Below are 12,901 nucleotides of genomic sequence, written 5' to 3'. Positions count from 1 at the left end.
CATCCATTACCCTTCCGGCATCCGGAAGGGCTTTTTATCCATAAAGCGGCTGAGTACATTCAAAGTGATCTGGGAGATGTTATTGTCATAGCCAGCGTGGCTTAAAGAGCCGATATAAGACATGGAACCAACGCTAAATACCGCACCCCCTTTGGAGGTTTCAAAGAAGGTCATATCTGCCCGCGGCATAGCAAAGCGAGGGGCAAATTCCTCTCGCTCGAGCCCCCCCAGCATAAAGTGCCAGGGCTTGCCAAAGTCTGTGCTACGCGCAACGATCAGCGCATGGGAAGGCGTCCCCTTATCGAAGCTGGCCCCATCAACCTCAAACCCTGCCGCGCCATTGCCGCTTAAGCCAAAGCTTCCCAGCAACTCCCCCTTCACACCGGCAAAGATGAAAGCAGCCCTTGTGTCCCCAGCCGCCTCCGTGCGCTTGTAAGGCACAGATTGCGTCGAATAGGGAGAGGCAACCCATCCGACCCCAACAGTACGCTGCTCCGGCCGATGCGCACTACGCCACAAGCCGGCATCCCGGCCATCATATTCATTAACCGCTTGCTGGACGCCCCAATAATCACCGCCAAAAAGAAGGCCCCCGCCAACATTCTTGCGGACCTCCACAACACCGTCCAGAGTAGGATGGAAAGGGGTTGTCCAGCAATAGCCGTTACCGCCAAGATACATCCAACGACCGCCCTGATCCAGATAACCCTCAACCGCATCGAGCATCTCACTGGAATAATATTCCGGGTGATGGCCGTTCAGGATGACGTTATAGTTTTTAAGAAGGTCAACCCCCTCGGCCTGCATCATATCGTCGGTAATGATGTCCACCTCAATACCCTTGGCATAGAACCAGTCGGTCAGAAAGGTATCCATGCACAGCTTGGTGTAGCCAGCGGCCAGTTTTAAATTAAGGTTTGGCACTTTCTGAGTTGCATGCCAATGATATCCTCCTCCCGTATGGTTCCGATAAACCCCGCCCCCCAATTCGCGGCGATGTTTGGCATAAAAAGCCGCCTCATGAGGAGATAGGCCTGCGACGGATGGATGAACAAAATGATCCTTCTCTATCTTTGTAGAGCCATCAAACTGTTTACGGGCAATGGGTATATTCAGAGAGAAATGCTCATCCATATTGGAATAGGCCGAATAGCTGACCGTCGGCACCAGATAGGCCGCCTTAGACGTTGTCCGGCCCTTTGGCGGGGCCACGAAAAACGGAATATGTTCGATAAAGTCCCCATGCTTCAGGCGTACAGCATATATACCACTTGGTAGCCCCTTGGGGACTTTATAAGAAAAGTCCGTCTCCCACTGGGCGTCATAAAGATCATCATCATGAAACGCACAGGCACCGTAATGATCCGGCTTCACCGTCCACTCCGTAATACTGCCATCAAACCGTACCCCCGTAACGCCTCTGTCAGGCAGATTTATGGTCTCACCGTGCAGATTATTCTTTGATAGGTCATGCACCTTGGTGGTGCCAATGTCTTTGCCAAAGTCCCAAAAGCCTATAACTTTTAAGGCTCTCTTCTTTGGCACGACCAGCCCAGAAACCTCCTGAACTTCTTTAGGCGACAACGCCCCATGGGTCAGCCGGACAGAATCCAGCTTGCCATTTAATACCTGTGCCGGCGCACGGTAATATTTACCGCGCTTGCGGCCTGTCGTCGCCCCAAATCGCAGCACGCCTTTTTGCCTCGGCTTGGCTCCTGCTGGCAAGGCCAAGGTAGCACTTTGGGGACGCACCGCATATTCATTGGCAAAATAGCCATCTATATGTTCGCTTGAGATTTTAAGACTACCGCTATCAGCATCATAGCTGGCCGCGACCAGAAACCAACGTTTTTTCAATAATGGCCGTCCGAGTATAATCTTATGGGTTTTACCATTACTGCCGGCTATCTTAAAAGACGGTCTGCCCTGCCGGTCCAGATACAAGGACCAGCCAGTACCAGCTTCCTCGTCCCAGCGCGCAACGAGTGTTTGCTCGTCAATAACCTCTTCAGTCTCTTCAATACCTAAACCCTCATGGCCAATATAAGTATCCGGATAATGGTGAAGCTTCTCACCCTTCTTCAGTATGAGGGAGGGAAAGACATAGCTTTGCACCGTAAAGCTTTTGATATTATTCAGGCCCCTGGATTCAGGAACTTCCACACAAGAGCCGGGGGCTGAAATCTGATGCCGTCCCGGATATTGGCGCGCAAAAGGCGCTTCAAGCTCAAGCTCCTTCTGCATCTTCTGCGCTGGCCAGATATTCCCGTGTATCACACGCACCAGATCAGCCTCATAGGGACCACCAGCATAGGTGCTGACCTTAAAATCCAGCGTATCACCAGGCCGAGCATGCCAGGGCCAGCAATAACCAAGGATCGTACGCTTTGGAAGCGCACGCCAGTCTTCTTGCTCCCAGTAGTTCCCAGCGGCTGATGATACAACTGCCGTTTCAGCCTTCGCTTCTCCAGCAAATATACGTGAGCCCACGGCAGCCATTATACCGGCCGCCCCTGACGCCTTCATAAAATCACGGCGACCGGGGCTCTTCGATTCAGGCGCACTATCCTTGGGCTTACTTCTATTAAGATCATCTGTCATGGCTTTTCCACTCCGCTCCTATGTAAAATTTATAATAATTTGCACGTTCATTAAAGAGGTCGCCCACAAACAACCGCTCAACAACCCTGCTACTATGAGCCGCTGCCGCATTGAGGTTTCCGACCTGATAGCTGGAACTAAACCTGTTATTGACTTGTAAAGTATCAGGGCGAGCATAAAAGCCCGCCCTGATACTATTGGAACATCTTTTTGAAGTTCAGCTTTAGAAGTTATAGCCCACATTGATCCCAATCGTTCTAGGGCGTGTGATCCAAAATGTATCAAAAACACCTCCCGTGCGACGGGCCGCTGTGCGGGCAATATTATTAAAGAGATTGTCAGCAAACAAAGACACCTCAATACCGTTTGCATGGCTCAAGCTCATACGCACATCTGTAATATTATAGGAAGGATGCGGCGCATCTTGAATGAATACAGATGCACCCAATATTTGCTCCCGGTCCCCGACATACCGGTGGGTCGCATGTATCGCCAGGTCAAGGTCTGCACTGACAGGATACTGAAAGTCGGCAAACACGGCATAGGTCCATTTAGTAGATCCCGGCAAACGATCCCCTGCTTCGGCAACCAACGTCGAACCAATTGAATAATCTTCCGTCAGGATTGGATCCGTATAGCCCGCATTAAAACCAACAGAGAGATTTTCATTTATCCGATACTGAGATTCCAGCTCAAGACCATTAATCCTTGCCTTACCAACATTGAAAGTACCTGGGGCGAAACTCTTAGGGTCAACCCCTGTCAACTGAATGCCCGACCAGTCAATCCTGAAAAGAGTGAGGTTCGCTGTCAGACGACCATCCAACCATGTTGTTCTCGCACCAACCTCATAATTCCATAATGTATCAGAGACATAGGTTGAACCGTCTGGGTCTAGAAAGCTTGGGGCATTTGCGCCGCCGGGTCGATAGCCTGAGGCTGCCTGAGCATAAACCATAACATCATCTATTGGGCGATACTCCAGATTTACCCTGTAGGTACTTACCTTCTGATCGGCAATCAGATCATTTTCCCTGCCAACGAGAGCGGCTTGGCCCGTAACAATTTGAAAGGTTCCATCTGCCACCAATGTGCCATTCTCAATCTCAATATTTGACCAGCGATAACCAGCAGACAACCTTAACTTATCCGTGAAATTGAACCCAAGCTCACCATAAAACGCCTTTTCATTTGATTTTGAGAACGTCCTAGCGTTTGATAGATTTGAGTCACTCTGCGAAAGAGGCAGAAACCCTAACCACAGGATATCTGGCCCAATATAGCTTGCGCCTAAATGCACCTGATTATCTGTACTTTCGTAATAGAAGCCCGCTATCCAGTCGAGAAGTTCTCCCTCAGCCCTGTCGGAAACAGCCCGCAGCTCAAAGGTTTCAGCTTCAGTCTTATCCACCTGGAAAAAAGGTATGCTACCTTCAAATATACTGAGCTGCTCTACAATCTCTAAGGTTACGTCGGAATCTAGCCATTTTTTTGCCCCCATCGCCGTGACGCTGAATTCTCCCAAATCAACATCAAGCTTGAAATTAACCATCTCATAATCAATTACCCAGGGAGCCGCACCAAACTGCGTCGTTAATTCTGATAAATTTGGCAAAGTAACATCTGTTGGAACGCCCGGATATGGGGTTGGCGTAAATGCACTGGTTATATTTTGCTCCTTACCTTTTGTTAGGCGCTGGTTCAAATACAAGCTATCAAACGTAATATTATCATTGACATCCCACTTCAACGCAGCGCGAACCCCGGTAGTGTTAGCCGTATTCAAATTATTGCCTAACCCACTATGCGAGTCAATAAAGCCATCATCATTATAATCATAAGCAACAACTCGGATTGCCACAGTATCACTTAACGGTACATTAATATGTCCCTGTACACCCCAGTTGATGTCCCCTCGATCTGTATGGGACAAGCGACTACTGATCCCGCCAGAGAGTTCCTCCATATTCGGTTGATTGGTGATATAACGGATCACGCCGCCCATGGCACTTTGTCCGTAAAGGGTCCCCTGAGGGCCTTTTATTACTTCTACCCTGGAAACATCCACCAAGCGGATGTCCGGTGTACGGAATTGGGTACCGCCACCGAGTGGAAAATCATCAAGGTATGTGGACGTCGTGGCCCTGCCTGAAGTTGCAAAAGAACTAGTGGAAATACCCCGAATAAGAACACCGGTTCTACCCGGTTCTGATATTGTCAAAGAAACACCAGGTACGGTTGAGATAATATCACTTAATGCAAGCACTCCACGCTCTTCCAGATGCTCTCCAGTAAGCACATTCAATGACATGGCCGTATCCTGCAAATTCGTCGCCCGGCGGCTTGCGGTAACAACAATCTCTTCAAGCGCAAAACCTTCAACCTCGTCAGCCCGTTCATCATCTTCGGAAACGGTAAAGTTTTCTTCGTAATCCGCTTCCGTTGTAAAGGATACAGCCTGAAAATCATAGCTTGGATCCTTACTAATGTTAAACTGACCTCTTTTGCCACGAGTGTAATAAAGCCCCGTATCTTTAAGCAGTAATTTTAAGCCTTCATCCGCGTCCATCACTCCATATAGAGCCCGAGCGGCTTCACTTGGCCCAATATCTTCCGGCACCACAACAACCATGTCGGCCTGTGCAGAAAACTCTAGAAGAGCATCTCTGAGTGATTGAGACTTGATGTTAAATTTTGTTTCATCTGCCAGTGCCGCAGAAAATGACAACACACCCCCAAGTACTGCTAAAGAAACACTTCTGCATAGATGTGATTTAAATGAGATGTGCTTATCCTCGCTGTGCGCGCCGGAACTATTTAATAGATTTGTCATAAACTTTTTTAGCATTTTTAACTCCCTATAAATTATGCTGGGATCTCGTGCTGTGATCGGCATTCTTCCAATCAACGCTTCCCTTATTCATAACCACCCAATGAGGTTACTGACAAGAAGACGCGCATGTCGTCCAAATTTTCACTTTTAATTAATATTTCTTTTAAAAAGCAAAAAATGATACAAAAAGAATGAGATTTTCTCTTATTCTTTAGGTCATTAGGTCATTAGGTCTTTAGGTCTTTAGGTCTTTAGATTGTGTTTGCGCGTTTAGGTGAAATAATAAAATTAACGATATTATTTTCTCTATCCATCTGAGATACGACTTTAATTGGCAAAGTTACGCTTAGACTTTCCAGCATTTCTTCAATCTGATCTGCCCGAAAAGATATGGAAACAGATAAATCTGCAATCGCACTATCATTGATGACAATCTTGCCTTTATAGTAGCGGTTGGCATCAGCAACCAAGTCGACCAACCTTACACTAGCATAAACCAGTCTTCCCTGGCGCCAAGCCCCCGGCATCGCGCCAGTAATTTTCTCAATTCTGATGGTCCCGCATCGGGTATAAGATCAAACATCAATTTCCTAACTTGGAAACTGACTGCCGTGCGTTGATCCCCTTATAGAGGGCTGAGAAGAGATTGCAGACGTCATTCTCAACAAGTTTGGGGGTGATTGACCATTCGTGAAGTTACTTTCTATCTTGAGAACTGACCCACCAAGGAGCAAGGCTGTTCAGGGCCGTGGCAATCTCTAATATTAAAAACATATTTTTTGATGATCCTGTCCTAATTGGCCTGAGTCAGAAAGCGACGGGTTGGCAAGGTATCTCTGTCAACTTTCCTGCCATCCTTCATAATCATATGAATTTTTTTGTAATTACCCGAACTCTTTAACGGATTTTCGTCCAATATCAGTAAGTCTGCTATCATGCCTTTTTCCAACGTGCCCAAATCTTTATCAATCTTATAGGCCCTGGCTATATCCCGGGTTGCAGACATCAACATAGTCATTGCATCCATGCCTCTTTCTTCCATCGCCTTAAGCCAGTGAAAGTGCCCCTCTCCAAGAACTGTCAGAGATTCAACAGCATCGGAGATTCCAAACCATTCTTCCACCCTCTTTGAATTGAGATAGGAATCAGTTGACAAAAGAAGAGGCACACCCGCATCAAGCATTTTCCGAACATTTTGCCTCGAAATCTGAATACTGTCGATAAACTCCTGATTAGCCTCTGGTTGACTTGCACCAAATACTTTAAGAAACTTTATCCTTGCCTCCTCTCCAAGTACAGTCATTGTCAGGGGAGCGCAGGGAATTTGACGTTCAGCCATCATCTTTATCGTCGAATCCGGTACAACGACAGGCCCGGTTACATCGCAGTGCTGTAACAGGTCAACACCCGCTTCCACTGCAATACGCAGGCTTTCAACAGAAGTCGTGTGGGTTTGCACAGTCAGGCCCGCACCCTTCACCGTTTTGACAATGACATCCTGCGCTTTTTCAGAAAAGGTGAGAAAATGCATTTCACCAATGGAATGACCACTGGCACCATATTTAACAAAATCAATGTCTTTTTTCAGGTAAGGTTCCAATGCCCCGCCCAGTTGCTCAGGAGCCATCCATACAAGCCGACGCCCCACATCCTGTACCCACATATCATTAATTTTTTTGACAAAAGAAGGGCTGGTCGTCGCTTTTGCGTCTGGCCAAAAATCACCCGAGAATGGGCCATCATAACCAACGATATTGCCCGCCAGATAAATACGGCTACCTATTTCCTCACCCAGGTTAATCGCATCGCGAGCATCAACAAGGGGTTGACGCGGACCATAACTGTCAAAAACAGTGGTAACACCGGCTTTAAGGGCTACCTGCGCTGCCTCAATGATCAATTTGTCATATTGGCCTTCATATTTGGCAAGCGTTTCTACCGCCATTTCTATAAATAGGTGAACATTTGTGTCCATTAAACCGGGTATAATATATTTTCCCTCGGCTTTTATGATGCGAGCACCTGCAGGTACATCAATGTCCCGCGTTTTCCCAACCGCTATAATCCGGTTGCCATCAATAACAAGGGTCCCATTTTTAAGGGGACTACCCCCATTACCATCAATAATTGTCGCGCCAGTTATGGCTATTGTTTCTGCCTGTAATGGTGTAAACTCCATCACTGCAAATACCATCAAAGAATATGCGATTATAGATTTATACACGCCTCATGTCCTATCCATGTTTTTTGCTGATATTAAGTCAAGAAAGCGACTGGGCTTTCCAGATGCTATGGGCATTGTTTTTTGTATGTCGCGGTTCATTTCGATGATTCACTTTGGCAATAAAAAATTTTAGCATTTTTAACTCCTATAAATTATGCCGGGATATCGTGCTGCGAACGGTATTTTTCCAATCAGCACTTCCCTTATTCATAACCACTAAATGGGGTTACGGATAAGAGGACGCGCAAGTCGGTTAGATTTTCACCTTTTATTAATATTTTTTATGAAGAACAAATAATGGTGCCAGAAAAATGTGTTTATCTCTTATTCTTTAAGTCATTAGATTGTGTTTGCGCGTTTAGGTGAAATAATAAAATTAACGATATTATTTTCTCTATCCATCTGAGATACGACTTTAATTGGCAAAGTTACGCTTAGACTTTCCAGCATTTCTTCAATCTGATCTGCCCGAAAAGATATGGAAACAGATAAATCTGCAATCGCACTATCATTGATGACAATCTTGCCTTTATAGTAGCGGTTGGCATCAGCAACCAAGTCGGCCAACCTTACACTGGCATAAACCAGCCTTCCCTGGCGCCAAGCCCCCGGCATCGCACCTGTAATTTTCTCAACCTGTTTTATATCACCTCTATAAGGATCCGTAATTTTTTCCCCTGCATGAAGAATTTTCGTTTGCATCGACGGCTTCTTTTTCTGTTCCTCACGGTTTTCTATATCCACAACTTGAACGACCCCCTTCAAAACGGCAACTTGAATACCCGTCACACCACGGCGCACATCAAATTTGGTTCCGACAACACGTACTTCTGTGCCTTCTGTCACGACATAGAATGGACGCTTTGCATCTTTTTCAATTGAAAAGAACGCCTCCCCATTGTTTAAAAATACGCGTCTCTCATTATCGCTAAACTGAACCGTCAATTTTGACATTGCTCCCAAGGTTATGATAGAACCGTCGGGTAAAGTCACTTCTTTGAGTTCTGCGACCTGCGTTATATAAGAATTAGTAGAAGGCCATATTACACTGCTAATATAGGCAGCACTCAATCCAAAAATTATAAGCATTCCCATCGCCGCAATAGCGCCTATTTTCGCAGGGTCCCAGAATATTGGCCGAGCCCACTCTTTGGTTGTAGATTTAAAATCGCGTAAACCATCCAGAAAACGCTCCATCGAAAGCGGCCCTTCATGTTCTGCCATTTCAGAAAGCCCGTCTATTTTGGAAAAATCTGCCATCAGCGAAAACATATCTTCATAAACAGATATATGCCTCACATCAGCCGCTTTCCAATTTTCAAACTCAACTTTTAAGTCAGCCGGCAGTTCCTCAGAACACGTAAGCGCTGCCCAACGTGAGGCTTCCTCGCGAATGACATCCGCTGTTTTCGCCTCTAAAGGGTCCGGATACTGTAAATTTCTGCTGTTCATTTGACATTACCTTCTCGATAAGAGGCCTTTTTTAAAGCATCATCAATTTCTGTAATTGCCTTTGCCATTTCTTTCCAGACTGTCGTTCGCGAAACACCAATTTTCTTTGCAATATCATCCAGCGTCAGACCTTCAGTATATTTAAGCAATACAATTCTGCGACGACGGCGTGACATTCCCTGTATAGCTTGTCGCATGATTCTTGAACGATCCTTACTCAATAAGATGCTCTCAGGTGTGATATTTTCACCCTCATCCTGAATTATTTTATGAACACCGTTTTCAGCATATTTTTTGCGCACCCCCTGACTTCGAAGATGTGAACTGATAACATTCTTTGCAATCCGGTATAAATAAGCTCTGGGATTATCAATTTTGGTTGTTTTATCCAATGCACTATATTTTAGGAATGTTTGTTGGGCAATATCTTCTGGCTCAGGCGGGCCATTATCAACTTTATTTCTCGCAAATAACACTATTTCCTTTTGATATTTATGATATAAGTCAGACAGATTCAATGCATCTTCAGACGTGTTAGATGTCCCTGTTTCCATTAGACTTATGTGGTTACTCTTGTTATTCAACACTTTTGCTATTCGCAATCCAAATAATAATCAGGAATTTATTTTCCTATAATTTCGTGCTAGACAAAAGTAAAAATCAAGTCATGTCAATAATAATTTATCCAGCCATATAATTAAGTTGTCATTCCTCACTATATTCTATTTTGCTCTTTCATGCAAAAAATCATGTATTCCTTTGCATCACAATGTAGGTTATATTGGGTTCAAATTATAAAATAAGAACATACTAGGGTTGAATGTTTGTGAAGAAAAAGTCATGTCACCTTTTTTTCCTGATGCTTGTTTTTATCTGTTATTCTTTGGCTCCTTCTGTTTACGCAGGCGAAACGGGCTGGACGGAGAAAAAACTAGGAAAAGTAAGTGTTAGAGCAACAAACGCAGCGGCTAAGAAAAACTGGCCTCGAGCGATAAAATACGGCGAACAAATGTTAGAAGCCAGCACGGTATTGGACCGTCCCGGTGACGCTAGATATATTAATTTCCTTAAAAACCTTAACAGATATTACGACAAAGCAGGCAGGTTAATAGAGGTGGGCTCAAGGGTTAAAAAAGGTTATTCTTTAGCTAAAGAATATCTTGGGCTTACCCATTCAACAACAATGATGAGCCGCACCCTTTATTATAAATTCGTTATATCCCAAAAAGATTACTACAGTGCGATTCTACTTGTATTGGAAAATATTGACATCGCTGAAAAAAACACCAATGAGAGCTATAAGTTGCTTCACTATTTAAAACAGCTTTATTCCCTTTACGGCGTCACGGGACAGCTTGAGTTAGAAGAAAAAACCATCCTCAAATATCTGACTAAAAACGAACAAATATATGGCACATACGATGATGATAAAAACTACACCAAAACTATATGGGTCTTAGCCCAAAATTATTGCCGCCAACGGAAGCTTGATAAATTCAAAGATATAATTATCAAACACAAGTTGCAATTTAAATGCATATTACCAAAGCCGTAAAGTAAGCGATTGCCCACGACCCCTCTTGCAATTTTCATTTACAGAAAATTCCGGCTTTTTGCTTCTACAGCGTATAATTCTAGGGGAGTAGTTCGTCGACGCGGTTGATTTTATGATCTGCGATACGGCTGAGGACATCTGTGAGCCAGGCTTGCGGATCAACGCCATTAAGTTTGGCTGTCTCAATGAGCGTATAGGCAATGGCCGCAGATTTTGGTTCCCGGACAGTATTCGCAGCCTTTGACGGCGGAGAGATAACCTCTGATGCCGGTATTTTGCTGTTACGGGACCGGGCAAAACAGATCAGGCTTTTCAACCGTATGACTGCCTGCTTCACAGATCACCGGGATCAGAAACGTGTAAAGCACCAACTCCCCACCCTTCTGGCCCAGCGGGTTTGCGGTATCGCTATGGGCTATGAAGATATTAATGATCATGACACACTGCGGAATGACCCGGCCATAAAATTACTGGCTTCTCCTGCAAAGGTCAGCCCTGTAATCCCCGTACCTCTGGCTGGAAAGTCCACTCTCAACAGACTGGAACAATCCCGGGAGGCAGGTAATCCCCGCTATCACCAGATGGTGCCAAACTTGAAAAAACTGTCCAATCTATACACCGACATTTTTCTCGACAGTCATTATACCCCACCAAAAGAAATCACGCTGGATATTGATGCCACCGACATAAAAGCTCACGGGCACCAGGAAAATAGTTTCTTTCACGGTTACTATGAGGAGAGATGCTTTCTACCGCTTTATATTTTCTGTGGACATCATTTGCTCTTGGCCCAGCTCCGGCCCAGCAACATCGACGGCGCACGCGGGTCACGCAATGTCATCCGGCGCATTATCAGAATAATCCGTAATTGATGGCCCAAAGTGAAGATTTTGGTGCGCGGGGACAGTGGCTTTGCCCGGGAAAACCTGATGAGGTGGTGTGAAAATAATACTGTCGATTATGTCTTTGGCCTGCCGCGCAATGAATATCTTCTCAAAAAAGCTCAGAAAGTTCGGGGCAAAGCCGCCATGGCCTTGATCAATACCAATGAACCCGTCCGGGCATTCGGCGACTTCTACCATATGACGAAGTCCAAAAGCTGGACCTGGCCCCCATAAAAACATTTGGGGGGTCATTGCTAAAGTTGAACATAAACCCGGCAGATCACAACAATGTCGTTTTCTGGTCACATCCCTGGGCAGACAGGCCGTATCACCGAAAGAACTTTACGAAAACATATACTGCCCACGGGGCGATATGGAAAACCGGATCAAGGATTGTCAGTTGGACCTGTTCGGGGATCGCATGAGCGCCCATGACTACCGCGCCAATCAGCTCCGCCTGATATTGGCTGGGTTTGCTTATGTCCTCATCGATAGTATCCGGCGCGAGGCTCTGCAAAATACACCATTGGCCAAGGCTGTTCCCAACACCATACGCCTCAAACTCCTGAAAGTTGCCGCACGTGTCATCAATTCGGTACGGCGGATCAAAATCTCCATGCCGGATGCCTATCCCTACAAGGACCTATTCTTCAAAGCTCATGCAGTACTCGCTCCTCCATAACCAGCACGGCGGCATAATGTTGATACGCAGGCAGGACTATAAAACTTCTCCTCTCGGAAAGACCTTTCGCATGCCTAAAATCTGAAAAGAAACGCTGAAAATCGAGAATAGTGCCAAAATCGACATTATGGCCTCTGCCAAATTACACCAGATGATTTTAAGGAACGGCCAACCGCAGGCCCTTATTTTGAGATTGACCTGCCCTGCGGAACTCAATTGCGCTGCGGTCCGGGTTTAAACCCTGCGTTATTGGCTGAGGCTTTATCTGTGCTAAGGACATCGGCATGATCCCTGTTCCGAGTAATACCAAAATCTGGCTGGCGGCAGGACGAACAGATATGAGGCGCGGTTTTCCCGGGCTTTCCAGTTTGGTGGAAAAGCAGTTAAAATCTGACCCTTACTGTAGTCATTTATTTGTCTTTCGGGGGAAGAAAGGGGATTTGATCAAAATCATCTGGTGGGATGGGCAAGGTGCTTGCCTGTTTTCAAAACGTCTGGAATATGGCCGGTTTGTCTGGCCTTCAGCCAAAGACGGTAAAATCATTTTAACACCGGCACAATTATCGATGTTACTGGAAGGAATTGACTGGCGGATACCCCGGCGGACATGGCAGCCGCTTGCGGCGGGATAATGTTATAAAATAAGGGAATATTGGGTATTTTCCGGTTC

The 12,901-nt window shown here is 45.7% G+C and carries 8 protein-coding genes and 2 pseudogenes; 3 read left to right on the top strand and 7 right to left on the bottom strand.

The window, feature by feature from the left end; genetic code table 11:
- Positions 1–6 precede the first annotated feature (6 nt).
- The 6 genes from FIV45_RS02695 to FIV45_RS02670 all read right to left on the bottom strand — a co-directional run bounded on the left by FIV45_RS02695 (position 7) and on the right by FIV45_RS02670 (position 9,664).
- The gene (locus tag FIV45_RS02695; protein WP_099470710.1) at positions 7–2,601 is read right to left on the bottom strand and encodes a N,N-dimethylformamidase beta subunit family domain-containing protein; all 2,595 of its coding nucleotides are present in this window, start codon (positions 2,599–2,601) and stop codon (positions 7–9) included.
- A gap of 223 nt (positions 2,602–2,824) precedes the next feature.
- Entirely contained in the window at positions 2,825–5,449 is a 2,625-nt protein-coding gene (locus tag FIV45_RS02690) for a TonB-dependent receptor (RefSeq protein WP_165776839.1), read from the bottom strand.
- A gap of 236 nt (positions 5,450–5,685) precedes the next feature.
- On the bottom strand, positions 5,686–5,961 hold the full coding sequence (locus FIV45_RS02685) for a FecR domain-containing protein (protein WP_099470712.1): 276 nt from the start codon (positions 5,959–5,961) through the stop codon (positions 5,686–5,688).
- A gap of 266 nt (positions 5,962–6,227) precedes the next feature.
- On the bottom strand, positions 6,228–7,658 hold the full coding sequence (locus FIV45_RS02680) for an amidohydrolase family protein (RefSeq protein WP_133118495.1): 1,431 nt from the start codon (positions 7,656–7,658) through the stop codon (positions 6,228–6,230).
- 339 nt (positions 7,659–7,997) lie between these two features.
- On the bottom strand, positions 7,998–9,110 hold the full coding sequence (locus FIV45_RS02675) for a FecR family protein (RefSeq protein WP_099470714.1): 1,113 nt from the start codon (positions 9,108–9,110) through the stop codon (positions 7,998–8,000).
- The gene (locus FIV45_RS02670; protein ID WP_099470715.1) at positions 9,107–9,664 is read right to left on the bottom strand and encodes an RNA polymerase sigma factor; all 558 of its coding nucleotides are present in this window, start codon (positions 9,662–9,664) and stop codon (positions 9,107–9,109) included. Before FIV45_RS02670 ends, FIV45_RS02675 begins: the two co-directional genes overlap by 4 nt.
- Positions 9,665–9,936: 272 nt before the next feature.
- Here FIV45_RS02670 and FIV45_RS02665 point away from each other — a divergent pair, with 272 nt between their 5' ends.
- Positions 9,937–10,665: a hypothetical protein gene (locus tag FIV45_RS02665; RefSeq protein ID WP_133118496.1), complete on the top strand. Its 729-nt coding sequence runs from the start codon at positions 9,937–9,939 to the stop codon at positions 10,663–10,665.
- A 79-nt stretch (positions 10,666–10,744) separates the two neighbouring features.
- On the opposite strand, the pseudogene FIV45_RS02660 reads toward FIV45_RS02665, so the two are convergent.
- Positions 10,745–10,873, bottom strand: a pseudogene (locus FIV45_RS02660) (transposase domain-containing protein); the annotation flags it as partial.
- Here FIV45_RS02660 and FIV45_RS02655 point away from each other — a divergent pair.
- Together FIV45_RS02655 and tnpB are read left to right on the top strand one after the other, a co-directional pair.
- Positions 10,866–12,231, top strand: a pseudogene (locus FIV45_RS02655) (IS1380 family transposase). The pseudogenes FIV45_RS02660 and FIV45_RS02655 overlap by 8 nt on opposite strands.
- A 284-nt stretch (positions 12,232–12,515) precedes the next feature.
- Entirely contained in the window at positions 12,516–12,863 is a 348-nt protein-coding gene (tnpB, locus tag FIV45_RS02650; protein ID WP_099470717.1) for an IS66 family insertion sequence element accessory protein TnpB, read from the top strand.
- The last annotated feature ends 38 nt before the right edge of the window (positions 12,864–12,901 follow it).

The sequence above is a fragment of the Paremcibacter congregatus genome (assembly GCF_006385135.1).
GTDB classification, from domain to species: domain Bacteria; phylum Pseudomonadota; class Alphaproteobacteria; order Sphingomonadales; family Emcibacteraceae; genus Paremcibacter; species Paremcibacter congregatus.
The sequence above is the reverse complement of the archived record's forward strand: the minus strand, read 5'-3'. Positions and strand labels throughout refer to the sequence as shown.